The organism is Nonomuraea sp. NPDC050790 (assembly GCF_044456745.1).
Taxonomy (GTDB): domain Bacteria; phylum Actinomycetota; class Actinomycetes; order Streptosporangiales; family Streptosporangiaceae; genus Nonomuraea.
Genome location: NZ_JBITGF010000005.1, coordinates 250,917 through 275,629, shown reverse-complemented (window position 1 = coordinate 275,629; position 24,713 = coordinate 250,917). Strand labels below are relative to the sequence as shown.

Here is a 24,713-nt window from a genome sequence, read left to right as displayed (position 1 = left end):
CCGGCAGCTCAAGGAAGCGACTTCCGCAGACGAAGACGTTCCTCAGTTGAGAACGTTGGTGAAGAACACCGCCAGTTGGTTCGCTCCATTGACGATTCCGTCGAACACGCCGTTCACGGCGGCTGCGGCTTGGGCCGGCCGGGTGAACAAGTAGAAGATCACGAACGCCACCGCGACGTATGTGACCACCTTCTTGACCTGCATGGGGGGCCTCCTGCAGTCCATTCCCAGCCGTATATACCCGGATCTGGGCGATCACTGGCATCTTCTGTGAAGATGTTCTTGATCATAACCGGGGGGCGTCTTTCCTACGTCATGGTACGGGCTTTAGGGGCCCGGAGCGCGCCTGCCGCGCCGTAATTCCGACCCATGAGATGGAGTCCCAGGTTGTCCCGGCCTATTTGGATAGCTAAGCTATCCGGCTCTGGGGTGGGGAGGTTCCGCGACGTGCGCATGGCCGAACTGAGCGCGACGACCGGGCTCGCGGTGGCGACGATCAAGTACTACCTGCGGGAGGGGCTGCTCTCCCCGGGGCGGCCGATCGGCCGCAACCAGGCCGAGTACGGGCCGGAACACGTGCGGCGGCTGCGCCTGGTCCGCGCGCTCATCGACTACGGCGGCCTCGGCATCGCCGACATCCGGGACCTGATCGCGCGCCTCGACGATCCGGGCGTCGGCCTGTACGGCCTGGCGGGGCTGGCGCAGAAGAGCGTCACCGAGCGGGAGGAGGCCCGTCCGGGCCCCCATCGCGAGCGGGCGCGGCGGATCGTGGCGGAGGTGATGGAGCGCAAGGGCTGGCAGGACTCCGCCGCCAACCCGGCCGTCGGCACGCTCGTGGGGGTGGTGGCGGTGCTGGAGGAACTCGGGCTGCGGGAGATCTCGGCCGTGCTCGGCGACTACGCGGACGCGGCCGAGGGGATCGCCCGGGTGGACCTCGGGGTTGTGGGGACGGCGGGCGACCGGGAGCGCGCGGTCGAGATCGTCGCCCTCGGCACCCGGCTGGGGGACGCGATCGTGGTCTCCTGGCGCCGGGTGGCCCAGGAACACCTGACCACCCGAACCCTCAACCCCTGAACCCCCACCCCTGTGGCGCGCTCGGCGGCCTTGGGATGGCGACGGTGCCGGACAGACGCCAACCACGCGTCGGAGGGGCGTGGAGCTGGGATGCCCGTGAGGTGGAGCGGAGGCTGGGGTGCCGTGGGAAGGGGCGCGTCGGGGGTGTGGAGGCTGGGGTGCCGTGGGAAGGGGCGCGTCGGGGGTGTGGAGGCTGGGGTGCCGAGGGGAAGGGGCGCGTCGGGGTTGGAGGCCGGGGTGCCGAGGGAAAGGGGCGCGTCCGGGGTTAGACGCCGAGGGAGGCGTTGAGGAGGCGGGCGACGGCGTCCTCGTCCCCGGTGAGGTCCACGCGGGCATGCTGCTGGCGGCCGAAGCAGAACAGCAGCAACTCGCCCGCCCTCCCGGTCACCTCGACCTTGGGCCCCTCCTGCGCCCCGCCCAGCGCGACCCCGCCGCCCAGCCGGTGCAGCACCACCCCCACGGGCGACCTGCGCAGCATGAGACGGGCGCCCATGCTCAGCCGCTTCCAGATGAGGCGCTCCAGGTCGTCGGGCAGTTCGCGGGGCTCCCAGCCGGGCTGGGCCCGCCGTACGTCCTCGTGGTGGACGAAGAACTCCAGCGTGTTGACCGCCTCGTCCAGGAACGGCAGCAGCCCGTAGAAGCCGCCCGGCCTGCGGACCATCCCGACCAGTTCGGGGAAGGGGTGCCTGGCCTTCAGGGCGTTCTGCACCGAGGCGGTGTGCCCGGCCAGCGGGCGCAGCGCGATGCCGGCCGCCGCGTCGGGTCTGCGCTCTCTGAGCACCAGGTGCGCGGCCAGGTCGTAGGTCGTCCACCCGGTGCACAGGGTGGGCGCGTCAGGGCCGGTCTGGTCGAACAGATCGCACAGCGCGGAGCGTTCGGCACGGGCGTGAGTCACGAGACCCAGCCTACCTGTGGGAATAACGAGGTGATCAGCCGTGATAGGCACTATGTAGAAATATCCCCGTTGGGAAGGAATCCCCCCGAGTGGCGAGCAAGGTCACCTCGGCCGTGATGCGTCAAGGACTGGGCGTCCTTGGGGTGGCCATCCGCACGGAGAAAGCGATGTTCGCGATCGCCGTCCTGGCCAGCGGCCTGTACGGCGGCATGACCGTCGCCTCGGCGTGGGCCCTGGGCTGGGCGACGGAGAACGCCGTGCTGCCCGCCTTCGAGCAGGGCGACATCACCTCAGGGGTGCTCTGGTCGGCCACCCTGCTGATCATGGGCACCGCGCTGCTCAAGGCGATCGGCGTGGCGGGGCGGCGCATCTTCGCCGGCGTCGTCCAGTACCGCATGCAGGCGCGCTCGCGCCGCGACGTCACCAAGCAGTACCTGCGCCTGCCGCTGGCCTGGCACCACCAGCACCCCACGGGCCAGCTCCTGTCCAACGCCAGCGCCGACGCCGAGGCGGCCTGGGCGCCGCTGGCCCCGCTGCCGATGGCGGTGGGCGTGATCGTGATGCTGTTCACGGCCGCGATCGCCATGCTGATCACCGACCCGGTCCTGGCGCTGGTCGGTTTCCTGATTTTTCCGGCGATAGCCGTACTGAATCTGATTTATCAGCGCAAGCTCAGCCCGCTGGCCACCCGCGCCCAGCAACTGCGCGCCGAGGTCAGCGAGATCGCGCACGAGAGCTTCGACGGCGCGCTCGTCGTCAAGACCCTCGGCCGCGAGGCGCTGGAGACCGAGCGCTTCCAGCGGCGCGCCCACGAGCTGCGCGACGCCAACATCGCCGTCGGACGGGTGCGCGGCCTGTTCGACCCCATGCTGGAGGCGCTGCCCACGCTCGGCGTGCTCATCGTGCTCGCGGTCGGCGCGGTGCGACTGTCCAGCGGCTCGATCAACTCCGGCGAGCTGGTGCAGGTGGCCTACCTGTTCACGTTGCTGGCCTTCCCGATCAGGGCGCTCGGCTGGGTGCTGGCGGAACTGCCCCGCAGCGTGGTCGGCTGGACGCGGGTGCAGGCCGTTCTCGACGCGAGCGGCTCCATGGAGTACGGCACCGCCGAACCCACCGGCACCCGCCCCGCCTCGATCGAGGTCTCCGGCGTCTCCTACGCCTACGGCGACAGCCAGGTGCTGCACGGGGTGAGCTTCGACGTGGCGGCCGGCCGTACCGTGGCGCTGGTGGGACCCACCGGGTCGGGCAAGTCCACGCTCACGCAGTTGCTGGTGCGGCTGGTGGACCCGGGCGCGGGCGAGGTCAGGCTCGACGGCGAGGACCTGCGCGAGCTCGCCTACGGCGCGATCGCCCGCTCGGTGGCGCTGGTGCCGCAGCAGACATTCCTGTTCGACGACACCGTGCGCGGCAACGTCGCGCTCGGCCTGGACGTCACCGACGAGGAGGTGTGGGCGGCGCTGCGGCTGGCGCAGGCGGACGGCTTCGTCGCGCGGCTGGCCGACGGCCTCGACACCCGCGTCGGCGAGCGCGGCACCACGCTGTCCGGCGGCCAGCGCCAGCGCGTCGCGCTGGCCCGCGCGATCGTGCGCGCCCCGCGCCTGCTGATCCTCGACGACGCCACCTCCAGCGTGGACCCGCAGGTCGAGGCCAAGATCCTGTACGGCCTGCGCGACTCCGCCGAATCCTCCACCACGGTCGTGGTGGCCTACCGGATGGCCACGATCGCCCTGGCCGACGAGGTGGTCTTCCTGGACCGCGGCAGGGTCGAGGACCGGGGCACCCACGAGGAGCTCCTGGCCCGCTGCGAGGGCTACCGCAACCTCGTGACCGCCTACGAACGCGAGGAAGCCGAGCGGGCCGCGATCGAGGCCGACGAAGCAGAAGGGGTGAGCGCCTGATGGCTCTGCAGGGAGTGGAGCGCACGGCGCTGGCCACGGTACGGCGGGGCCTGTCCCTGACGCCCGAGTTCCGCGACGGCCTGGTCGGCACGCTGGCCCTGGCCGTCGTCGCCACCGTCGGCAAGATCATCGTGCCGATCGCGGTCCAGCAGACGATCGACACCGGCCTCAAGGGCGGCAAGCCCGATCTTTCCTACATCTTCGGGGCGGTGGCGATCTGCGCCGTCGCGGTCATCCTGACGGCGCTGGCCGGATACCTCATGAACGTCCGCCTCTACAAGTCCACCGAGTCCTCCCTGGCGACGCTGCGCGTGCGCGGCTTCCGTCACGTTCACGACCTTTCGGTCCTGACCCAGAACAGCGAACGCCGCGGCGCCCTGGTCTCCCGCGTCACCAACGACGTCGACCAGATCAGCAACTTCATGCAGTGGGGCGGCCTGATGATCATCGTGGCGCTCGGGCAGTTGCTCGTGGCCACGGTGCTCATGTTCGTCTACTCCTGGCAGCTCACGCTCCTGGTCTGGGCCTGCTTCATCCCGCTGATGATCGCTCTGCCCCGGTTCCAGCGGCTGCTGTCGCGGGCGTACACCATCGTGCGTGAGCGCACCGGCGACATGCTCGCCGCCGTCAGCGAGTCGGTCGTCGGCGCCGCCGTCATCCGCGCCTACGCCGCCGAGCGCCGCACCGCCGACCGGGTCGACACCACCGTGGACGCCAACCGCTCCGCCCAGATCAGGGCCCAGACGATCGTCGGCTTCGTCTTCCCGCTGACGGAGATCGTCGCCGCGCTGGCCATCGCCGGGATCGTCCTGCTCGGCGTCCAGCTCGGCCTGGCCGGGGGCATCACGGCCGGCAAGCTGGTCGCGTTCCTGTTCCTGGTGACGCTGTTCGTCTCGCCGCTGCAGATCGCCACCGAAGTGCTCAACGAGGCCCAGAACGCCGTCGCCGGCTGGCGGCGCATCCTCGGCGTCCTCGACACCCCGCCCGACGTGGCCGACCCCGGCGAGCAGGGCGCCGAACTGCCCCGCGGCCCCATCTCCGTACGCTTCGAGGACGTGCACTTCGCCTACCCCGGCGGCGAGCCCGTGCTGCGCGAGGTCACCGTCGAGATCCCGCCGCGCTCGCGCGTGGCGATCGTGGGCGAGACGGGGTCGGGCAAGACGACGTTCGCCAAGCTCCTGACCCGCCTCATGGACCCCGCCTCGGGCCGCGTCACCATCGATGGCCACGACCTGCGCGACATCCGCTTCTCGTCGCTGCGCGAGCGCATCGTGATGGTGCCGCAGGACGGCTTCCTGTTCGACGGCACACTCGCCGACAACATCCGGTACGGCCGGCCGTCCGCGACCGACGCCGAGATCACCCTCGCGCTGACCGAGCTCGGCCTGGCCGACTGGCTGGACGGCCTGCCCGCCGGCCTCGACACCCCCGTCGGCCAGCGCGGCGAGTCGCTGTCGGCCGGTGAGCGCCAGCTCGTCGCCCTGGCCCGCGCCTACCTGGCCGACCCCGACCTCCTCCTGCTCGACGAGGCCACCTCCGCCGTCGACCCCGCCACCGAGGTACGGCTGGCGCGCGCCCTGGAGGGCGTCACCCGGGGCCGCACGGCCATTTCGATCGCCCACCGGCTGTCGACGGCGGAGAACGCGGACGAGGTGCTGGTGTTCGACGGGGGGCGGCTGGTGCAGCGGGGGGCGCACGCGGACCTGGTCCGCGAGGAAGGCGTCTACGCCGGCCTCCACGCCTCCTGGATCTCCGCCGCCCACTCCTGACCCCACCTGCCCACCCTTCCCGTCCCGCCCACACCCTCAAAGGCCGACAAACGCCACCGAACACGCCACACCCACCCGCACGCCCCCTGAGCCCGAGCCTCAACACCGCACCGCCTCACCGAGCACGGCGTGCCCCACATGGCCCCGGGCTCTGAGCACGCCACGCTCGACCCGCACGTCGAGGCCCCGGTGCCTAAGGGCCAGGACACCCGCGTTCTGCCCCGAGGCCGGGCCGGCCTCGGGGGTTGGCCTGGGGCCGGGGTAGTGGGGGGTGGGAAGGGGCAGGCGGTGGGGCTGGTTGAATGGCGGCATGTCCCTGGATCCCGACATCGCCGCGCGGCTCAAGCGCGGCCCCGACGGGCTGGTGCCCGCCATCGTCCAGCAGTACGACTCCGGCGAGGTCCTCATGCTCGCCTGGATGGACGACGAGGCGCTGCACCGCACCCTCACCACCGGCCGCGCCACCTACTGGTCGCGCAGCCGCCGGGAGTACTGGGTGAAGGGCGACACCTCCGGCCACGTCCAGCACGTGAAGGCGGTGGCGCTCGACTGCGACGGTGACACGGTCCTGCTCAAGGTGGACCAGGTGGGCGCCGCCTGCCACACGGGCGACCGTACCTGCTTCGACGCGGACGCGCTGCTGCCGTGAACAGGGAGACGTGGATCTGGGCGGCGGGCACCGCTGCGGGCTGCCTGCTGGTGCTGCTGGCGGCGGGCCGCGTCTGGGTGAGCGCGGCCGGGACCGGCGGGGCCGCGGCCACGGGGACGGGCGGTGACCTGAGCGGCGGCCTCACCGCGGTGGGGCTGGCGGCACTGGCCGGTGTGGTGGCGGTGCTGGCGACCAGGGGCGCCGGGCGCCGCGTGGTGGGCGCGCTGCTGGCACTGTGCGCCGCGGGGCTGGGATGGATCACGCTGGCGGCGCTGTCGCAGGGGTCGGTCGCCGGGTGGGCCAGGAACGTTCCGGCGCTGCACGGGGTGACGGATCCGGCGTACACGATCGAGGTCCTCTGGCCGGTGGTGGCGGGCGTCGGCGCGGCGCTCGTGCTGGTGGGGGGTGTGATGGCGGTGGTACGCGGCGGGCGCTGGACGGCCATGTCCGCCCGCTACGAACGACGCCCGGCGGGCGAGCGACCTGCGGACGACCGCTCGATGTGGGACGCTCTGGACAGAGGCGACGATCCCACCAGTTGAGTCTTCCGGTGTCGATCGAGGTACCTGACCTACGCTTCCGTGCAAGGGGCCACGATGACGAAGGGCGCGGCAGCATGACCTACGGCAACCAGGACGGCAGCGGCGGTTACGGCGCGCAGCCGCCCGGCGGGGGGTACGGCCAGCAGCCAGGCAGCGGGGGAGGCTACGGCCAGCAGCCGGGAAGCGGCGGCGGTTACGGCCAGCAGCCCGGCAGCGGCGGGGGATACGGCCAGCAGCCCGGATCCGGCGGCGGCTATGGCCAGCAGCCCGGCAGCGGGGGCGGTTACGGCCAGCAGCCCGGCAGCGACGGCGGCTATGGCCAGCAGCCCGGTTATGGCCAGCAGCCGGGCAGTGGCGGGGGATACGGGCAGCCCCAGCCCGGCAGCGGCGGTTACGGCCAGCCGGATCCCTACGGTCAGCAACAGCCCGGCTACGGCTACGGCCAGCCCAGCGGCGACTACGGCCAGGCGTACGGCCAGGCCCAGGAGGCCTACGCCCAGCCGCCCGTCTACAACGCCCCCGGCTACGGCCAGCCCGCCTACGCAAAGCCCCCGGTCCAGACCAACGGCATGGCCATCACCTCGCTGGTCCTCGGCATCGTCGGCCTGTTCCTGTGCGGCCTGACCAGCATCCCGGGCGCGATCTGCGGCCACGTCGCGCTGGCCCAGGTGAAGCGCAGGGGCGGCGAGGGGCACGGGCTGGCGGTGGCCGGTCTGATCACCTCCTACCTGACGATCGTGGCCTGGATCATCGGCTGGCTACTGTTCGGCGGGTTCTTCCTGGCGATGTTCGGGCTGGCCAGTATGAGCTACTGACGACCTCCTTGCGGTCAGGTCACAAATCATCCTTATGGCGGATAATTCCCCATGTGGGGCGTGGTAGGTCGCTATGCTGCGGCGGGCAACTCGCCACAAGCACCACACGAGGAGTCTCCAGTCATGAGCTACGGAAACCAGGGCGGCAGCGGCGGTTACGGTGCCCAGCCCCCCGGTGGGGGATACGGCCAGCAGCCGCCGAGCGGCGGCGGCTACGGCCAGCAGCCTCCCGGCGGAGGCTACGGCGCGCAGCCTCCGAGCGGCGGGGGCTACGGCGAGCAGCCGCCCGGTGGTGGCGGGTACGGCCAGCAGCCCCCGAGCGGCGGCGGCTACGGCCAGCCCGGCGGCTACGGCGCCCCGCAGACGCCGCCTGACAACCACCTGGTGGCCGCGATCCTGACCACGATCTTCTGCTGCCTCCCCCTTGGCATCGTGTCGATCGTGAAGTCTTCACAGGTCAACTCCAAGTGGCAGGCTGGCGACTACCAGGGCGCGATGCTGGCCTCCGAGGAGGCCAAGACGTGGTGGAAGCGCTCGCTGATCGGCGGCATCATCTACTACGTGCTGCTCATCATCGGCCTGATCATCTACTTCGTGATCATCGCGGCCGCCGTGTCCAGCAGCTACTCGTCGTACTAAGAGCGATACTTGACCTCATGAGCGTTGCGAACCTCGAGCGGCGGGCCGCGGACCGGTGGAAGGCCGTGCTCCCGCCGCTCGGTGTCGCCGCGGGCACGGCGGCGGTCTTCGCCTTCGTCGGAGCGGTCGATCCCAACGAGCCGGGGCACTATCCGACCTGCCCGTTCCTGTGGCTGACCGAGCAGGCGTTCGGCACGGGGCTGTACTGCCCCGGCTGCGGGACCCTGCGGACCATCCACGCGCTGGCCCACCTCGACCCGGTGGCGGCGCTGGGGCTGAACCCGCTCGCGGTCGCGGTCGTGCCGTTTCTGCTGTTCTGGTGGGGCCGATGGCTGGTGCGGTCGTGGAAGGGGTCGCCCAGACGGACGACGCTCGCCCACCCCGCCTACATCTGGGCCTTCCTGGCGGTGGTGATCGTCTACTGGGTCGTGCGAAATCTTCCCTTTGGGGCTTTTTTGGCTCCGTAGGCGGGCCCCGATGGTGAGGTGAGCGCGACCGGGCCGATACCATCGCAAGAGCAGGCCGGGAGCGTACGCGAAGCGAACTCTCAGCCGCCCCCAACACTGCCGACCGGAGGGACCCCAGCGCGTGAGTGTGCTCGACGACATCCTCGACGGGGTGCGAGCGGACCTGGCCACACGACAGCAGGCCGTGTCGCTTGACGAGCTCAAGGAACGGGCAGGGCGGGCTCCAACCCCCAGAGACGCCTACGCGGCACTGGGCGGCGACAGGGTGTCGGTGATCGCCGAGGTCAAGCGCTCCAGCCCGTCCAAGGGCGCGCTGGCCGCGATCGCCGACCCCGCCGCACTGGCCGCCGACTACGAGGCGGGCGGCGCGCACGTGATCAGCGTGCTGACCGAACAGCGCCGCTTCGGCGGCAGCCTCGACGACCTGGCCGCCGTACGCGCCCGGGTCGACATCCCGATCCTGCGCAAGGACTTCATCCTCACCGCCTACCAGCTCTGGGAGGCCAGGGCCTACGGCGCCGACCTGGCCCTGCTCATGGTCGTCTCCCTGGAGCAGGAGGCGCTCGTGTCGCTGATCGAGCGCGCGGAGTCGATCGGGCTCGCGCCGCTGGTCGAGGTCCACACCGTGGAGGAGACCGAACGCGCGATCGCCGCGGGGGCCAGGATCATCGGGATCAACGCCCGCGACCTGAAGACGCTGGAGGTCGACCGCGAGGTCTTCAGCAAGATCGCGCCGATGATCCCCGACGACATCATCAAGATCGCCGAGTCCGGGGTGCGCGGCCCGCACGACCTGCTCGCCTACGCGCGCGGCGGCGCCGACGCGGTCCTCGTGGGTGAGAGCCTGGTCACCGGCAAGGACCCGCGCAAGGCCGTGGAGGCGCTCGTCACCGCAGGCGCCCACCCCGCGACGCGCCCCGACCACGGATCAGAGGGATAGCAGTGGCACAAGACGGCTCCATCCTCACGGCCGCCGACCTGGCGGGCAACGGCGCCTACGGCGACGACCCCGACGTGCACGGCAAGTTCGGCATCTTCGGCGGCCGCTACGTGCCCGAGGCGCTCATCCCGGCGCTCGACGAGGTGGCCTCGGTCTACGAGACGGCCAAGAACGACGTGGGGTTCCTGCGCGAGTTCGACCACCTGCTGCGCACGTACGCGGGCCGGCCCACCACGCTGACCGAGGTCCCGCGCTTCGGCGAGCAGGCCGGCGGCGCCCGGATCATCCTCAAGCGCGAGGACCTGACCCACACCGGCGCCCACAAGATCAACAACGTGCTGGGCCAGGCGCTGCTCACCAAGCGCCTGGGCAAGAAGCGGGTCATCGCCGAGACCGGCGCGGGCCAGCACGGCGTGGCCACCGCCACCGCCGCGGCCCTGCTCGGCCTGGAGTGCGTCATCTACATGGGCGCCGTCGACTGCGAGCGCCAGGCGCTCAACGTGGCCAGGATGAAGCTGCTGGGCGCCACCGTGATCCCGGTGACCAACGGCTCGCAGACGCTGAAGGACGCCATCAACGAGGCCTTCCGCGACTGGGTGACCAACGTCGACACCACCCACTACCTGTTCGGCACCGTCGCGGGCCCGCACCCGTTCCCGGAGATCGTGCGCGACTTCGCCCGCATCATCGGCGTCGAGGCGCGCCGCCAGATGCTGGAGCTGACCGGCGCCCTGCCCGACGCGGTCTGCGCGGCCGTCGGCGGCGGCAGCAACGCCATCGGCATCTTCCACGCCTTCATCGGCGACAAGGACGTCGCGCTGCACGGCTACGAGGCGGGCGGCCACGGCCTGGAGAGCGGCGAGCACGCGCTCACGCTGACCGCGGGCTCGGTCGGCGTCCTGCACGGCTCGCGCACCTACGTGCTGCAGGACGACGAGGGCCAGACGATCGAGTCCCACTCGATCTCCGCCGGCCTCGACTACCCGGGCGTCGGCCCCGAGCACGCCTGGCTCAAGGACAGCGGCCGCGCCACCTACCACGGCGTCACCGACGCCGAGGCCATGGAGGCGTTCTCGCTGCTGGCCAGGACCGAGGGCATCATCCCGGCCATCGAGTCCTCCCACGCGCTCGCCGGAGCGCTCAAGCTCGGCCGCGAGCTGGGCCCGGAGGCGACCATCCTGGTCAACCTCTCCGGGCGCGGCGACAAGGACATGGGCACCGCCATGAAGTACTTCAACCTCTAGGGTTCACGATCATGACCACTCTTCAGACGGTGTTCGCCAAGGCCAAGGCGGACAACCGGGCGGCGCTCGTCGGCTATCTGCCCGCGGGGTTCCCGTCCAAGGACGGCGCCATCGCCGCCGCCGCGGCCCTGGTCGAGGCGGGCTGCGACGTCATCGAGATCGGCCTGCCGTACTCCGACCCGCTCATGGACGGTCCCACCATCCAGGACGCGGTGCACCGCTCGCTGATTAACGGCACCCGCATCGCCGACGTGTTCCGCACGGTCGAGGGGGTGGCCGCCACCGGCGCCGCCACGCTCGTCATGACCTACTGGAACCCGATCGACCGCTACGGCGCCGAGCGCTTCGCCCGCGACCTGGCCAGCGCCGGTGGCGTGGGCACGATCACGCCCGACCTCACGCCCGAGGAGTCGGGCCCGTGGCGCGAGGCGTCCGCGGAGGCCGGCATCGACACCGTGTTCCTGGTGGCGCCCAGTTCCACGGAGGAGCGCATCAAGGCCGTGGTCGAGTGCTGCACCGGGTTCGTCTACGCCGCCTCGCTCATGGGCGTCACGGGCGCCCGCGAGAGCGTGAACGTGGCCGCCGAGGGCCTGGTCGAGCGCACCCGCGCGCACACCGACCTGCCCGTCTGCGTGGGCCTGGGCGTCGGCACCGGCGCGCAGGCGGCCGAGGTGGCCGCCTACGCCGACGGCGTCATCGTCGGCTCGGCCTTCATCCGCCGCCTGCTCGACGCGCCCGACGAGGCCGCGGGCCGCGCCGCCTGCGCCGAGCTGGCGCGCGACATGGCCGCGGGGGTCCGCTCCCACGCCTGATCTCCGGTACGGCGAAGCGCGGTCACCCAGGGTTTCCCGGGGGCCGCGCTTTTCGTTTGCGCCTGCTTTCAGCGCGTCGGCGGCACAAAAGTGCAACAAGGCGCAGGGTTTGTCCATGGAAGCGGTGCGGTGATCGCGCCAGGGTGGCGGCAAACCCTTCGCACGAAAGGCCGCCCATGCGCAGACGATCCGCCGCCGCCTTAGCCGGATTACTCACGCTGGCCACCCTCACCACCACCCCCGCCCAAGCCACCCCCACACCCCCAGCACCTCTGTCCGAGCCCACCGACGCTCCACCGGACGTTCGCCTGCCGCCCGCCGCGCCGCCCGCCTCCACGGGCCGGCCGCACGCCGCCCCCGAGACGCCGTCCACCCCGGTGCCGCCTCCCGCCGTGCCGGTCACGATCTCCTCCAGGGAGCTGTCCGTCTCCCTGGACCCGGCCTTCCCGAGGGTGCTCGGCTACACCGACCGCGCGAGCGGGGCAAGGCTGGGCGGCAGCACCACCGCCCCTGCCGTGGTCCTGAACGGCACGCCGTACCCCGTGACCGGGACGCTCACCGGCACGGACGGGAGGACCGCGCGCTACCGGCTGACCTTCGCCGCGCTCGACGGCGTGGCGCTGGAGGCGTCGGTCGGGGTGCGGGGCAGGACGGCCACGTTCAGGATCGACCGGGTGCGCGACACCGCGGCCTTCCGGGTCGGGACGATCGACCTGCCCGGCCACGACCTGGTGTCGGTCGCCAGTGACCAGCCGGGCGCGGCGACGGCGTTCACCCGGCTGGATCCCGACTCCACCCGGACGGCGGACGTGTTCGCCAAGGTCACGGCGGCGACGGCGGCCGAGGCGCAGCCGGTCGGGGCGACGTACGGGATCGTCGGCACCGACCGGCTCGCCGCCGCGATCGAGTCGAACTCCACCTACGACCGCCCCTCGGGCTCCACCGACGTGGACCGCGCCCGCTTCTGGCACCAGGCCCGCAAGGGCACGGACGGCGTGGTCAGGGTGGGCGTGTGGAGCGGCCAGTGGACGTATCGGGCGGCGGGCGCGCCGTTCACGGAGGAACTGCCGTGGGCCAAGGTGGTGGTGACCCCGGACGCCAACGGTGACGGGACGGTGGACTGGCAGGACGGCGCGATCGCCTTCCGCGACATCGCCGTCAGGGCGAAGGGCGCCGAGGAGACCAAGGACCGGGTGGCCATCCACATCCCGTTCAACTTCGCCAGCCAGGCCACGCATCCGTTCCTGCGCAGTCTGGACGACGTCAAGCGGATCGCGCTGGCCACCGACGGGCTGGGCCAGCTCGCGATCCTGAAGGGCTACCAGTCCGAGGGTCACGACTCGGCCCACCCGGACTACGGCGGCAACTACAACAAGCGCGCGGGCGGTCTCAAGGACCTCGGCACGCTGCTGAAGCTCGGCAAGGAGTGGAACGCCGACTTCGGCGTGCACGTCAACGCCACGGAGGCGTATCCGGTGGCGAAGACGTTCAGCGAGACGCTGGTGAACAAGGACGCCAAGGGCTGGAACTGGCTCGACCAGTCGTACTACATCGACCAGCGCACCGACCTGACCTCGGGAGACCTCGCCGAACGGTTCGGGCGGCTGCGTGCGGAGACCCGCGGCGACCTCGCCCTGCTCTACGTCGACGTCTACTACAGCCACGGCTGGACCGCCGACCGCACGCTGGCCGAGCTGCGCCGCCAGGGCTGGCAGGTCTCCACGGAGTGGTCGGACAAGCTGGAGCGCGCCTCGCTGTGGTCGCACTGGGCCACGGACATGAGCTACGGCGGCGCCACCAACAAGGGGCTCAACTCCCAGATCATCCGCTTCATCCGCAACCACGAGAAGGACGTGTGGAACGCCCACCCGATCCTCGGTAACGCCAGGATCGAGGAGTTCGAGGGCTGGACCGGCGAGGTCGACTGGAACGCCTTCACCCGCAACATCTGGGAGCACAACCTGCCCGCCAAGTTCCTGCAGCACCACCCGATCATGAAGTGGGGCGCCGAGGAGATCCTCTTCGCCGACGGCGTGCGCGGAAGCTTCGAGAACGGCAGGCGCGAACTGTTCCAGAACGGCCGCAAGATCCTGGACGGCTCCGCCTACCTGCTGCCGTGGCAGGGCAGGTCCTACCACTACAACCCGGCCGGCGGCCCGACCACCTGGGACGCCGACCGGCCCATGCACGTCTACAGGCTGACCGACCAGGGCCGCGTCCCGGTGGGCACACTCACCCCGTCGGGCGGCAGGATCACGATCGAGGCCGAGCCCGGCGTGCCGTACGTGCTCTATCCCCGCAAGGCCCCCAAGCAGGACGCGCCCGAGTGGGGCGAGCGCTCCGGCCTGGCCGACCCCGGCTTCAACGACGACGCCCTGCGCGCGTGGGAGCGCACCGGCCAGGTCTCCGTGGAGAAGAACGCCAAGGGGCAGCGGGTCGCGCTGCTGGCCGCGGGGCAGCCCGCCGCGATCGAGCAGACCGTCAGGGGCCTGACCCCCGGCCGCGCCTACAGCGCCTCGGCGTGGATCGAGGTCGAGCCCGGCAAGACCCGCGAGACCACCCTGGAGATCGGCGGCCGGTCCACGCGCCTGAACGCCTCCACGGCCAGGAACAACGTCGCGGCCGACGAGAAGCACGGCACCTACTTCCAGCGCGTCAGGGCCGTCTTCACCGCCACGGCAGGCCACGCCAGGCTCCGCGTCGCCGCGGGGACGGGCGAGGGAGCGGTCCGCGTGGACGACCTGCGCCTCGTCGAGACCGCCAGACCGGGCCCGGTCGAGGACTTCGAGCACGTCGACCAGGGCTGGGGACCGTTCGTGAAGGGCGACGCGGGCGGGACGACCGACCCGCGCACCCACATCGCCCAGAAGCACGCGCCGTTCACCCAGGCCGGATGGAACGGCAAGACCGTGGACGACGTGATCGGCGGCGAGGAGTCGCTGAAGGTCCACGAGGAACGGCAGGGCCTGGTCTACCGGACGCTCCCGCACACCGCCCGCTTCGTGAACGGCCACGCCTACGAGGTCTCCTTCGCCTACCAGAACGCCCAGCAGGGCACGTACGCCTGGGTGACCGGCTACGACAAGGGCGGCAGGAGCGTCGAGACCCGGCGCACCCCGATGCCGGAGCAGCGCTCCACCGCCCGCTTCACCGAACGCGTCGTGGCCGGGTGCGGCGAGGTCTGGGTCGGCCTGCGCTCCCTGCGGCCGGAACAGGCCGGGGCCGACTTCATCCTCGACGACTTCGCGGTCAAGGACCTCGGTCCCGCCCAGGAGCCGCCGGCCTGCGCCGCGCTGGAGGTACGGCCCGCCGCCCCCACGCTGGAGCCCGGGGCGGCCAACGACGTGACGACCGTGTTCACCAACCTTGAGGACGCCCCGGCCGAGGTGGAGGTGACGCTGGCCGTACCGGAGGGGTGGCAGGTCGGCGGGCAGGGGAGCGGGACCGTCCAGCCCGGCGCGGCGCTCACCACCGTGTGGAAGGTGACCCCGCCGCTCGACGCCCCCTACCGCGCCTACGACCTCAAGGCGAGCGCCGCCTACGGTGGCAGGCGGGTCGAGGCGGCGATCAGCGTCAGGACGCTGCCGCCGCCGCCCTCGGGCACCGTCTGGGCCAGCGGCCACGACTGGGTCAGCGCGGACAACGGCTGGGGCCCGGCCGAGCGCGACCAGTCCAACGGCGAGCAGGGCGAGGGCGACGGCCGGCCGCTGACCGTCGGCGGCGTCGCCTACGCCAAGGGCCTGGGCGTCCACGCGCCCAGCCGGATCCGCTACTACCTGGGCGGACGCTGCACCGCCTTCACCGCCGCCGTCGGCGTGGACGACGCCCAGCCCACCAGGGGGTCGGTGCGGTTCAGCGTGCTGGCCGACGGGGCGGTGAAGGCGCGGAGCCCGGTCCTGCGCGCCGCCGACGCCCCGCACGAGGTACGCGCCGACCTGACCGGGGCACGGTACGTGGACCTGGTCGTGGACGACGGCGGCGACGGCAACGGCAACGACCACGGCGACTGGGGAGGGGCTCAGTTCACCTGCGGGTGAACCGCTAGGATCCCCTCCCGGCGTGGAGGAGGGCGTGAGGATGGCGCAGCCGTACCGGCAGTGGATGCACTACCTCACGCCCGGCCCCGCCCACACCCGGCTCGGACTGGTCTGCCTCGGAGTCGGTCACCAGGACGGCGCGCTGCCGACCGTGGGCCCGCGCACCATGCAGAACCACGTGGCGGTCGTGGTCACCGAGGGCGGCGGCTGGTTCGCCGAGGCGGGCGGCGCGCCGGTGGAGGTGTCCGCGCCCGCCGTGCTGTGGCTGCGGCCCGGCGTCCGGCACCACTACGCGCCGCACGCGCCCGGCTGGACCGAGTGGTTCGTCGACTTCACCGGTTCGGCGGTGGCCGCCTACACCGAACTGGGTTTCCTGGGCGACGGGCGGCCGGTGACGCCCTTGACCACGGCCGAGCCGGCCGCCCGCGCCATCGGCCGCATCGCGGGGGCGTGCCGGCGCGGCAGCCCGTACCTGGAGGTGGAGACGTCGGCGGTGGTGCACGAGGTCCTGGTGGCGCTGCGGCACGCCCGCGTGGAGGAGGGGCCGGACGGCGTGCTGGAGGCGCTGGCCAGGGACGCCTGCCTGCCGATCCCGGTGTCCGAGCACGCCAGGCGGCTCGGGCTGCCGCTGGCCGACCTGCGGCGGCGGGTACGGCGGCTGACCGGGTGCAGCCCCAAGGACTACGTGCTGACGGTCCGGCTCAACCAGGCCAAGGACCTGCTGGCCGGGACCGACCTGCCGGTGGCGGCGGTGGCGCGGCGGGTGGGTTATGACGATCCGGCGTACTTCACCCGGTTGTTCACCCGCAGGACGGGATTGCCGCCGGGCGAATTTCGTGCGCAACGTTTAAGTTAAGTCAGGACTTTTTGTCAAATCAGAGGACAATGGGGGTCCCAGGAGGAGGAGATCCCTTGCGTCGCTGGTTATCAGGGCCGCTCGCCGCCGTGCTGTCCCTCGCCATGGCCGCCCCGGCCCACGCCACTCCCCCCGACCCACCCTCGACCGCGCCGCCCCTGCCCACGACCGCGCCACCGTCGCCCCCGACCGTGCCGCCGTCGAAGAGCGCACCGGACCCGAGCGGGCCGGAGCCGAGCGGGCCGGAGCCGAGTTATGAGCTGCCCTCGCCGGAGGAGCCCGCGTCCGGCACGCCCCGGCCGGACGTCCAGCGCATCCAGCCCGCCCCCGCGCGGGTGGCGCGACCCCTGACGCTGCGTTCCGCCGAGCTCGCCGTCGAGGTCGATCCGGCCTTCCCGAGGGTGCTCGGCTACACCGACCGTGCGAGCGGGGCAAGTCTGGGCGGCGGTACGGCGGTGCCCGCCGTCGTCCTGAACGGCCGGCCGTACCCGGTGACCGTGACCCTCACCCGCACCGACGCCAGGTCCGCCCGCTACCGGCTGGCCTTCCCCGACCTGGGCGGCGTCGAGCTGGACGCGGCGATCAGTGTGCGCGGGCGCGTGCTGACCTTCGCCGTCGAGGCCGTGCGCGACACCGCGGCCTTCCGGGTGGGGACGATCGACCTGCCCGGCCACGACCTGGTGTCGATCGCGAGCGACCAGCCGGGCGCGGCGACGGCGTTCACGCGGCTGGACCCGAACTCCACGCGGACCGCCGACGTGTTCGCCGGGGTCACGCGGGCCGAGCCGGAGCCGGTGGGCGCGACCTACGGCATCGTCAACACCGGGAGCCTGGCGGCGGCCGTCGAGACCAACTCGGTCCACGACCAGCCCGCGGGCGCCACCGACAAGGACGCCGCCCGCCTGTGGCACCAGGCGCGCGAGGGCGCCGACGGCGTGGTCAGGGTCGGGGTGTGGAGCGGCCAGTGGACGTATCGGGCGGCGGGCGCGCCGTTCACGGAGGAGCTGCCGTGGGCGAAGGTCGTCGTCACCCCCGACGCCAACGCCGACGGGACGGTGGACTGGCAGGACGGCGCGATCGCCTTCCGCGACATCGCCGTCACCCCGCTCGGCGCGGACCGGACGAGCCGCCGCGTGGTCACGCACATCCCGTTCAACTTCAGCAGCCAGGCCACGCATCCGTTCCTGCGCACGCTGGACGACGTCAAGCGGATCGCGCTGGCCACCGACGGGCTGGGCCAGCTCGCCATCCTGAAGGGCTACCAGTCCGAGGGCCACGACTCGGCCCATCCCGACTACGGCGGCAACCACAACACCCGCGCGGGCGGCCTCAAGGACCTCAACACCCTGCTGAAGACCGGCAGGAAGTGGAACGCCGGCTTCGGCGTCCACGTCAACGCCACCGAGTCCTACCCCGAGGCGAAGACGTTCAGCGAGACGCTGGTGAACAAGGACCTCAAGGGCTGGAACTGGCTCGACCAGTCCTACCGCATCGACCAGCGCCGCGACCTGGCCGCCGGAACCCTCGCCGAGCGCTTCGCCCGGCTCAGGGCCGAGACCGACCGCAACCTGTCGGTGCTGTACGTGGACGTCTTCCGGCCGTTCGGCTGGGTCGCCGACCGTACGCTGGCCGAACTGCGCCGCCAGGGCTGGCAGGTGACCACCGAGTGGTCGGACAAGCTGGAACGCTCGACCCTGTGGGCCCACTGGGCCAACGACCTCAACTACGGCGGCGTCACCAACAAAGGACTGAACTCCCAGATCATCCGCTTCATCCGCAACCACGAGAAGGACGTCTGGAACGCCCACCCCATCCTCGGCAGCGCCCGCATCGTCGAGTTCGAGGGCTGGACGGCCGAGAACGACTGGAACGCCTTCTACCGCAACATCTGGGAGCACAACCTGCCGGTGAAGTTCCTGCAGCGGCAGCCGATCATGAAGTGGGGCGCCGAGGAGATCCTCTTCGCCGACGGCGTCCGGGCGAGCTTCAAGGACGGCAGGCGCGAGGTGTTCGCCGGCGGCCGCAAGGTCCTGGACGGGACCGCCTACCTGCTGCCGTGGGAGGGCAGGTCCTACCACTACAACCCGGCGGGCGGGCCGACCACCTGGGAGGCCGACCGGCCCATGCGGCTCTACCGGCTCACCCCGCAGGGCCGGGTCGCCGCGGGCATGCTCACCCCGTCCGGCGGCAGGATCACGATCGACGCCGAGCCCGGCGTGCCGTACGTGCTCCATCCCGGCACCCCGCCCCGGCAGCCGGACCCGGAGTGGGGCGAGGGCGGCCCTCTGCGTGACCCGGGCTTCAACGGCGAGCGCGCCTGGACCACGACCGGCCCGGTGAGCCTGCGCGTCAACGACCTCGGCCAGCGCCACGCCCACCTCGCCGCCGGCGCGCCCGCCGCGCTGGAGCAGCGCGTCACCGGCCTGCGGCCCGGCCACCGGTACGCGGCCGAGGCGTTCGTGGAGATCGAACCCGGCCACAGCCGCGCCGTGACCCTGGAGATCGGCGGGCAGAAGGTCAGGCTCGACAGGTCCACGGCCAAGAACCACATCGCCTCCGACGAGAAGCACGACACCTACTTCCAGCGGGTCAGGGTCCGCTTCACCGCCCCAGCGGGCCCGGTCACGCTGAGGATCGCGGCGGCGGACGGGGAGGGCGCCGTGCGGGTCGACGACGCCCGCGTGGTCCCCACGACCGCGACGCCGGCCACGGACGCCACGACCGGGCAGGACGGCTTCGAGGCGCCCGAGGCGGGCTGGGGCCCGTTCGTCAAGGGCGACGCGGGCGGCTCCTTCGACGCCCGCACCCACCTTTCGGAGCGGCGCGAGCCGTACACGCAGAAGGGGTGGAACGGCAAGGCGGTCGACGACGTGCTGGCAGGGCAGTGGTCGCTGAAGGTCCACGAGGAACGGCAGGGCCTGGTCTACCGGACCGTCCCGCAGACCGTCCGCTTCCGGAACGGCCACGCCTACGAGGTCTCCTTCGCCTACCAGAACGCCCAGGCCGACGCCTACACCTGGGTGACCGGCTACGACAAGGGCGGCAGGAGCGTCGAGACCCGCGGCACCCCGATCCCCGAGCGGCGCTCCACCACGCGCTTCACCGAACGCGTCGTGGCCGGGTGCGGCGACGCCTGGGTGGGCCTGCGCTCGCTGCGCGCCGAGCAGCCCGGCGCCGACTTCATCCTCGACGACCTCGCCGTCAAGGACCTCGGACCCGTCGCCGAGCCCGCCGCCTGTGCCACGCTGGAGGTCAGGCCGGCCGCGCCGAGCGTGGAGCAGGGCGTCGCCAACGAGGTCACGACCGTCTTCACCAATCTGGAGGACGAGACGGTCCGCGGCGTCGAGGTCGCGCTCACCGCGCCGCCCGGCTGGAGCGTCGAGGGGCAGGGACGCGGCGACGTCGAGCCGGGCGCGGCGCTCACCACCGTGTGGAAGGTCACACCGCCCGCCGACGCCCCGCATGACACCTACGAGCTGAAGGCGGTCGCCGCCTACCAGGGCAGGAGCGTGGCCGCCGCGGCGCTCGTCAGGACGCTCCCGCCGCCGCCCTCGGCCGACGCCCACGCCGGCGACCTGGAGTGGGTGGCCGCCGACAACGGCTGGGGCCCGGTCGAGCGCGACATGTCCAACGGCGACCGGGCCCAGGGCGACGGCACGCCGCTCACCGTCGGCGGCCGGGTCTTCGCCAAGGGCCTCGGGACGCACGCCCCCGCGAAGGTCCGCTACTACCTGGGCGGACGCTGCACCGCCTTCACCGCCGCCGTCGGAGTGGACGACTCGCAGGCCGCGCCGCGCGGCTCGGTGACCTTCACCGTGCTGGCCGACGGGGCGGTCAGGGCGCGCACGCCGGTCCTGCGCGGGCCCGACCCCGCCCACGAGCTGAGCGCCGACGTGCGCGGCGCGCGCTTCGCCGACCTGGTCGTGGGCGACGGCGGAGACGGGATCGGCAACGACCACGCGGACTGGGGCGAGGCCCTGTTCCGCTGCAGATGAGGAAGGATTTTGCCTTAGCCGACGCTTATCCAGCCCGTGATCGGATGTCCTGCGAGTACTGTGCGCTGTCGCAGGCGAAGACATGAAGGAGATCACCGTGGCCGCGTCGTCACCGTCACGCAACGTCAGATCGGCGATACCCTGGGTAACGACCGTGGCCCGGCTGGTCCTGGGCGGGGTGCTGATCGTGGCCGGGGGGCTGAAGATCGGCAACCCGTCCGACTCGGTGGTGGCGGTCAAGGCGTACCAGCTGCTGCCCGAGTCGCTGGCCACCATCGTGGGCTACGCGCTGCCGATCGTGGAGATCATCATCGGCATCCTGCTCGTGATCGGCCTGATGACCAGGGTGGCGGCGGTGGTCGGGGCGTTGCTCATGCTCGCCTTCGTCTTCGGCATCGCCTGGGCGTGGGCGAAGGGCTACAAGATCGACTGCGGCTGCTTCGGGGGCGGTGGCGAGCTCAAGAAGGGCCAGGAGCCGACGTACCTGCTCGACATCCTCAGGGACTTCGGGCTGGTGGTGCTCGGCGCCTGGGCCGCGCGTTTCCCGCCGGGGCGCTTCGCCCTGGATGGGGCCCTCGGTTTGCACACGGTGGACGACAAGGAGAACGACTGATGGGCAAGGGCGACCGCGAGAAGTCGGCGCGCGACAGGATCAAGGAGCAGCAGGCCGCCGATCGCAAGCGGGACCAGCGCCGGCGGGTCATCACCTACACCACGGCGGGGGTCGTGGCGGTGGCCGCGCTGGGCGCGGGGGTGCTCTGGAACATGAACCGCTCCAAGTCGGAGGAGGCCGGCGCCAACCTCGCGACGGTCACCGTCCAGCCCGACGCGGGCGTCACGATGGGCAACGCCGGGGTCGACCAGCCGGTCATCGACATCTACGAGGACTTCCAGTGCCCGGCCTGCAAGGAGCTGGAGCGGGTCAGCGGCAGCACGTTCAAGAACCTCGCCGCCGAGGGCAAGGCCAAGGTGGTCTACCACCCCATCACGATCTTCAGCGAGGAGCCGACGCGCGGCAACTCCATCCGCGCCGGCGCCGCGGCCCGCTGCGTGAAGGACGGCAAGCAGTGGATGGCCTACCACGACACCCTCTTCGAGAAGCAACCGAGCGAGACCGTCGAAGGCTTCAAGATCGACCAACTCGTGGCGTGGGGCAAGGACGTCGGCATCACCTCGCCCGACTTCGAGCCGTGCGTGACCAAGCAGCAGCACGCCGCCGTCCAGCAGAGCTACAGCGACAAGGTCAACAAGGAGCAGAACCTGACCGGCACGCCCACGGTCAAGCTCAACGGCGTCGAGATGGACAACGAAGTCCTCTTCCGCCCGTCGGAGCTGCGTGCGGCCGTCCTCAACGCAGCCAAGTAGCCCGCCGGTCCGCTACCCTCACCTGACATGCCCCTTGTTGTTGCCTCGATTCCCAGCCCTTCCGAAGGGGTCTGGTATCTCGGCCCGATTCCGATCCGGGCCTACGCACTCTGCATCGTGCTCGGCGTCATCGTCGCCGTATGGATGAGCGAGCGCCGCTGGCGCGCCCGTGGCGGCGCGCCCGGCACCATGATCGACATCGCCGTGCCCGCGGTGATCTTCGGTCTCATCGGTGGCCGGCTCTACCACGTCATCACCGACTGGCAGCTCTACTTCGGCCCCGAAGCCCCCAACGAGCCCTACGAGGCCCTGTTCATCTGGAACGGGGGGCTGGGAATCTGGGGCGCGGTCGCGCTGGGCGCCGTGGGCGTCTGGCTCACCTGCCGCAAACGCGGCCTGTCGCTGTCGGCCGTCGCCGACACCGTCGCGCCCGGCATCGCGATCGGCCAGGCGATCGGCCGCTGGGGCAACTGGTTCAACCAGGAGCTCTACGGCGGGCCGACCGATCTCCCGTGGGGGCTGGAGATCGACGTCAACAAGGACGGCGTGGTCGACGGGCTCTACCACCCGACCTTCCTGTACGAGTCCATCTGGAACCTCGTGCTCGCGTTCGTCCTCATCTGGGCGGGCAAACGCTTCACGCTGCGGCACGGGCGGCTGTTCGCGCTCTACGTGGCCGGATACACGCTCGGGCGCTTCTGGATCGAGGGGCTGCGCATCGACCCCGTCGGCGGCGTGGACCACGCGGTGACGTTCCTGAGCCTGCGCATCAACCAGTGGACCTCGATCGTGCTGTTCGTGGGGGCGCTGATCTTCTTCTTCGCGACCCGCGGCAAGGACACCGTGGAGTACGTGCTGCCGCGCGATGGCTCCGGGCCACCGGAGGAGGATGCGTCGGCCGACCCGGCGCACTCGGCGGACCAGGCGGACGAGGCCGACACGGTCCGGGACGCGGCGGACTCGGACCGGTCACCGGATGACGCCGGAAAGGCCGAGGACGAGGGCGAACCCGTAAAGGCGGATGCCGGCGAACCGGTCAAGGCCGACGAACCGGCGAAGGCCGAGGCGAGCACGGACGCCGAGAACGACGCGGCCAAGAACGACACGGTCAAGGACGATGTCGTCAAGGATGAGGCCGCTCAGGATGGGGCGGGAGCCGTACGGGAAGAGGAAAAGAACCCGCGATGAACGACGGCGCGGAGCGGCACCACCGGCATCGTGACGTCACCGGCGGCTGGTTGCGGCCGTCGGTGTTCGGGGCGATGGACGGACTGGTGTCGAACTTCGCGCTCATCGCCGGTGTCGCGGGCGGCACCGACGACACCAAGGTGATCGCCCTGGCCGGGGTCGCCGGCCTCGCGGCCGGGGCGTTCTCGATGGCCGGAGGCGAGTACGTCTCGGTGGCCAGCCAGCGCGAGCTGGCCCTGGCCGAGATCGCGGTCGAGCGGCGCGAGCTGGACCGCCACCCCGTCGCCGAGCAGCAGGAGCTGGCCGACGACTTCGTCGCCAAGGGCGTCGCGCCCGACCTGGCCGCCGAGGTGGCCAGGCAGATCTCCGCCAACCCCGAGCGCGCCCTGGAGGTCCACGCCCAGAACGAGCTGGGCATCGGGCCCAAGGACCTGCCCTCGCCCAAGCTGGCGGCGCTGTCGTCGTTCGGCTCCTTCTCGGTGGGGGCGGTGCTGCCGCTGCTGCCGTACCTGCTCGGGGTGACCAGCCTGACGGTGTCGGCGGTGCTGTCGTGCCTGGCGCTGTTCGGCGCGGGCGCGCTCGTGTCGGCCGTGACCGCGCGGAGCTGGTGGTACTCGGGCCTGCGCCAGCTCGTCGTGGGCGCGGTGGCGGCGGGGCTGACCTTCGCGCTCGGCAACCTGATCGGAGGAACGGGGCTGTGACGAGCAGCAGGAAACGGCGGCGCACCCCGAAGTCCGACTGGCAGTTGCCGCTGCTCACCGACATGGGCCTGCGGCCTGAACAGCAGCGACTGCTCGTGGTCATCGGCTCGGTGCTGGGCGTCCTGGTCCTGGCCGTGGGCCTGGTGGCGCTCGTCGGCTCGATGGGCACCGGCTACCTGCCCGACCGTGCGGCCACCGCCGCCGCGGGCGGGCCCGGCGCCGCCCGGCCCAGCTCCTTCCACGGCTGGAGCTCGCCCAAGCTGTTCGAGCCGATCGGCGAGCGGGCCAAGGACGCCAAGCCGCTGACCGAGAAGGAGCTGTTCGCGGGCAAGACGCTGACGGGGGAGAAGAAGCTCACGCTCAAACTCGTCGGCCAGGAGCTGGGCGCCGACTGCGCGGCCGTGCTGTGGGGCCCCGCGCTGCTGGAGAAGGTCGCCGACAGCGAGTGCACGCAGGCCGCCCGCGCCCTCTACACCAGCTCCGACGGCCGCTACGTGGCCCAGTACACCCTGCTCAACCTGCGCGACGCCACGGCCGCCAACGAGCTGGTCACCGAGCTCAAGTCGGGCTACCGGGGCGGCTGGACCCACGCCCTGCAGAGCGAGAAGGCGTCCTTCCCGCCCGGCGGCCACACCGAGGGCGGCGCCTACGCGCTCGGCCACTACCTCGGCCTGGTCTGGATCGGCCGTGCCGACGGCGCGGAGCCGACGCCCAAGGACGACTTCGTCTCCGCCACCCTCACGCTGCGCGGCGCCGAGAAGGCCGTCTACCGTCGCGTGGTCGCGATCACCGGACAGCCCTCGTGACCTGCCGCTCCGGAGGCTCCC

General features: G+C 71.8%; 21 protein-coding genes. 19 read left to right on the top strand and 2 right to left on the bottom strand.

Annotated features, from left to right (window positions below):
- Window positions 1-42 precede the first annotated feature (42 nt).
- Window positions 43-204 (bottom strand): hypothetical protein, encoded by a 162-nt coding sequence (locus ACIBEJ_RS26560; protein ID WP_184960810.1) that lies wholly within the window; start codon window positions 202-204, stop codon window positions 43-45.
- A gap of 249 nt (window positions 205-453) precedes the next feature.
- Here ACIBEJ_RS26560 and ACIBEJ_RS26555 point away from each other — a divergent pair, with 249 nt between their 5' ends.
- On the top strand, window positions 454-1,074 hold the full coding sequence (locus ACIBEJ_RS26555) for a MerR family transcriptional regulator (RefSeq protein WP_397186094.1): 621 nt from the start codon (window positions 454-456) through the stop codon (window positions 1,072-1,074).
- A 265-nt stretch (window positions 1,075-1,339) separates the two neighbouring features.
- On the opposite strand, the gene ACIBEJ_RS26550 is transcribed toward ACIBEJ_RS26555, so the two are convergent.
- On the bottom strand, window positions 1,340-1,969 hold the full coding sequence (locus tag ACIBEJ_RS26550; protein ID WP_397185526.1) for a TIGR03085 family metal-binding protein: 630 nt from the start codon (window positions 1,967-1,969) through the stop codon (window positions 1,340-1,342).
- A gap of 116 nt (window positions 1,970-2,085) precedes the next feature.
- Here ACIBEJ_RS26550 and ACIBEJ_RS26545 point away from each other — a divergent pair, with 116 nt between their 5' ends.
- The 18 genes from ACIBEJ_RS26545 to ACIBEJ_RS26460 all read left to right on the top strand — a co-directional run bounded on the left by ACIBEJ_RS26545 (window position 2,086) and on the right by ACIBEJ_RS26460 (window position 24,692).
- Window positions 2,086-3,867 carry an ABC transporter ATP-binding protein gene (locus ACIBEJ_RS26545; protein ID WP_397186093.1) on the top strand — a complete coding sequence of 594 codons (1,782 nt, stop codon included), beginning with the start codon at window positions 2,086-2,088 and terminating at the stop codon, window positions 3,865-3,867.
- Complete coding sequence (locus tag ACIBEJ_RS26540; protein ID WP_397185525.1) at window positions 3,867-5,636, top strand: ABC transporter ATP-binding protein; 1,770 nt, start codon at window positions 3,867-3,869, stop codon at window positions 5,634-5,636. Before ACIBEJ_RS26545 ends, ACIBEJ_RS26540 begins: the two co-directional genes overlap by 1 nt.
- A gap of 310 nt (window positions 5,637-5,946) precedes the next feature.
- Complete coding sequence (gene hisI / locus ACIBEJ_RS26535) at window positions 5,947-6,285, top strand: phosphoribosyl-AMP cyclohydrolase (protein WP_397185524.1); 339 nt, start codon at window positions 5,947-5,949, stop codon at window positions 6,283-6,285.
- Window positions 6,282-6,827: a Trp biosynthesis-associated membrane protein gene (locus tag ACIBEJ_RS26530; RefSeq protein ID WP_397185523.1), complete on the top strand. Its 546-nt coding sequence runs from the start codon at window positions 6,282-6,284 to the stop codon at window positions 6,825-6,827. Before hisI ends, ACIBEJ_RS26530 begins: the two co-directional genes overlap by 4 nt.
- A 74-nt stretch (window positions 6,828-6,901) precedes the next feature.
- Window positions 6,902-7,642, top strand: a complete 741-nt coding sequence (locus ACIBEJ_RS26525; protein ID WP_397185522.1) for a DUF4190 domain-containing protein — start codon at window positions 6,902-6,904, stop codon at window positions 7,640-7,642.
- Window positions 7,643-7,765: 123 nt separating this feature from the next.
- The gene (locus ACIBEJ_RS26520) at window positions 7,766-8,281 is read left to right on the top strand and encodes a CD225/dispanin family protein (RefSeq protein ID WP_397185521.1); all 516 of its coding nucleotides are present in this window, start codon (window positions 7,766-7,768) and stop codon (window positions 8,279-8,281) included.
- Between the two features lie 17 nt (window positions 8,282-8,298).
- The gene (locus tag ACIBEJ_RS26515) at window positions 8,299-8,748 is read left to right on the top strand and encodes a DUF2752 domain-containing protein (RefSeq protein WP_397185520.1); all 450 of its coding nucleotides are present in this window, start codon (window positions 8,299-8,301) and stop codon (window positions 8,746-8,748) included.
- Between the two features lie 121 nt (window positions 8,749-8,869).
- Window positions 8,870-9,688: an indole-3-glycerol phosphate synthase TrpC gene (trpC, locus tag ACIBEJ_RS26510; protein WP_397185519.1), complete on the top strand. Its 819-nt coding sequence runs from the start codon at window positions 8,870-8,872 to the stop codon at window positions 9,686-9,688.
- Between the two features lie 38 nt (window positions 9,689-9,726).
- Window positions 9,727-10,932, top strand: coding sequence for a tryptophan synthase subunit beta (gene trpB / locus ACIBEJ_RS26505; protein WP_397186092.1), 1,206 nt, complete (start codon window positions 9,727-9,729; stop codon window positions 10,930-10,932).
- Between the two features lie 11 nt (window positions 10,933-10,943).
- Window positions 10,944-11,744 carry a tryptophan synthase subunit alpha gene (gene trpA, locus ACIBEJ_RS26500; protein WP_397185518.1) on the top strand — a complete coding sequence of 267 codons (801 nt, stop codon included), beginning with the start codon at window positions 10,944-10,946 and terminating at the stop codon, window positions 11,742-11,744.
- Window positions 11,745-11,920: 176 nt separating this feature from the next.
- Window positions 11,921-15,781 (top strand): endo-alpha-N-acetylgalactosaminidase family protein, encoded by a 3,861-nt coding sequence (locus ACIBEJ_RS26495; RefSeq protein WP_397185517.1) that lies wholly within the window; start codon window positions 11,921-11,923, stop codon window positions 15,779-15,781.
- A 40-nt stretch (window positions 15,782-15,821) separates the two neighbouring features.
- Window positions 15,822-16,637, top strand: a complete 816-nt coding sequence (locus ACIBEJ_RS26490; protein ID WP_397186091.1) for an AraC family transcriptional regulator — start codon at window positions 15,822-15,824, stop codon at window positions 16,635-16,637.
- A 56-nt stretch (window positions 16,638-16,693) separates the two neighbouring features.
- On the top strand, window positions 16,694-20,632 hold the full coding sequence (locus tag ACIBEJ_RS26485) for an endo-alpha-N-acetylgalactosaminidase family protein (protein WP_397185516.1): 3,939 nt from the start codon (window positions 16,694-16,696) through the stop codon (window positions 20,630-20,632).
- 82 nt (window positions 20,633-20,714) lie between these two features.
- On the top strand, window positions 20,715-21,245 hold the full coding sequence (locus ACIBEJ_RS26480) for a MauE/DoxX family redox-associated membrane protein (RefSeq protein ID WP_397185515.1): 531 nt from the start codon (window positions 20,715-20,717) through the stop codon (window positions 21,243-21,245).
- Window positions 21,245-21,997 carry a thioredoxin domain-containing protein gene (locus tag ACIBEJ_RS26475; protein WP_397185514.1) on the top strand — a complete coding sequence of 251 codons (753 nt, stop codon included), beginning with the start codon at window positions 21,245-21,247 and terminating at the stop codon, window positions 21,995-21,997. The genes ACIBEJ_RS26480 and ACIBEJ_RS26475 overlap by 1 nt, the downstream gene beginning before the upstream one ends.
- A gap of 27 nt (window positions 21,998-22,024) precedes the next feature.
- Complete coding sequence (lgt, locus tag ACIBEJ_RS26470) at window positions 22,025-23,185, top strand: prolipoprotein diacylglyceryl transferase (RefSeq protein WP_397185513.1); 1,161 nt, start codon at window positions 22,025-22,027, stop codon at window positions 23,183-23,185.
- Window positions 23,182-23,886 carry a VIT1/CCC1 transporter family protein gene (locus ACIBEJ_RS26465; RefSeq protein ID WP_397185512.1) on the top strand — a complete coding sequence of 235 codons (705 nt, stop codon included), beginning with the start codon at window positions 23,182-23,184 and terminating at the stop codon, window positions 23,884-23,886. Before lgt ends, ACIBEJ_RS26465 begins: the two co-directional genes overlap by 4 nt.
- Complete coding sequence (locus ACIBEJ_RS26460) at window positions 23,883-24,692, top strand: hypothetical protein (RefSeq protein WP_397185511.1); 810 nt, start codon at window positions 23,883-23,885, stop codon at window positions 24,690-24,692. Before ACIBEJ_RS26465 ends, ACIBEJ_RS26460 begins: the two co-directional genes overlap by 4 nt.
- Window positions 24,693-24,713: the final 21 nt, after the last annotated feature.

What these genes read in the sequence shown, in the direction of transcription:
- ACIBEJ_RS26560 (WP_184960810.1), bottom strand. Translation starts at nt 204, where the DNA reads ATGCAGGTCAAGAAGGTGGTCACATACGTCGCGGTGGCGTTCGTGATC.
- ACIBEJ_RS26555 (WP_397186094.1), top strand. Translation starts at nt 454, where the DNA reads ATGGCCGAACTGAGCGCGACGACCGGGCTCGCGGTGGCGACGATCAAG.
- ACIBEJ_RS26545 (WP_397186093.1), top strand. Translation starts at nt 2,086, where the DNA reads ATGCGTCAAGGACTGGGCGTCCTTGGGGTGGCCATCCGCACGGAGAAA.
- ACIBEJ_RS26540 (WP_397185525.1), top strand. Translation starts at nt 3,867, where the DNA reads ATGGCTCTGCAGGGAGTGGAGCGCACGGCGCTGGCCACGGTACGGCGG.
- hisI (WP_397185524.1), top strand. Translation starts at nt 5,947, where the DNA reads ATGTCCCTGGATCCCGACATCGCCGCGCGGCTCAAGCGCGGCCCCGAC.
- ACIBEJ_RS26525 (WP_397185522.1), top strand. Translation starts at nt 6,902, where the DNA reads ATGACCTACGGCAACCAGGACGGCAGCGGCGGTTACGGCGCGCAGCCG.
- ACIBEJ_RS26520 (WP_397185521.1), top strand. Translation starts at nt 7,766, where the DNA reads ATGAGCTACGGAAACCAGGGCGGCAGCGGCGGTTACGGTGCCCAGCCC.
- ACIBEJ_RS26515 (WP_397185520.1), top strand. Translation starts at nt 8,299, where the DNA reads ATGAGCGTTGCGAACCTCGAGCGGCGGGCCGCGGACCGGTGGAAGGCC.
- trpA (WP_397185518.1), top strand. Translation starts at nt 10,944, where the DNA reads ATGACCACTCTTCAGACGGTGTTCGCCAAGGCCAAGGCGGACAACCGG.
- ACIBEJ_RS26495 (WP_397185517.1), top strand. Translation starts at nt 11,921, where the DNA reads ATGCGCAGACGATCCGCCGCCGCCTTAGCCGGATTACTCACGCTGGCC.
- ACIBEJ_RS26490 (WP_397186091.1), top strand. Translation starts at nt 15,822, where the DNA reads ATGGCGCAGCCGTACCGGCAGTGGATGCACTACCTCACGCCCGGCCCC.
- ACIBEJ_RS26480 (WP_397185515.1), top strand. Translation starts at nt 20,715, where the DNA reads ATGAAGGAGATCACCGTGGCCGCGTCGTCACCGTCACGCAACGTCAGA.
- ACIBEJ_RS26475 (WP_397185514.1), top strand. Translation starts at nt 21,245, where the DNA reads ATGGGCAAGGGCGACCGCGAGAAGTCGGCGCGCGACAGGATCAAGGAG.
- lgt (WP_397185513.1), top strand. Translation starts at nt 22,025, where the DNA reads ATGCCCCTTGTTGTTGCCTCGATTCCCAGCCCTTCCGAAGGGGTCTGG.
- ACIBEJ_RS26465 (WP_397185512.1), top strand. Translation starts at nt 23,182, where the DNA reads ATGAACGACGGCGCGGAGCGGCACCACCGGCATCGTGACGTCACCGGC.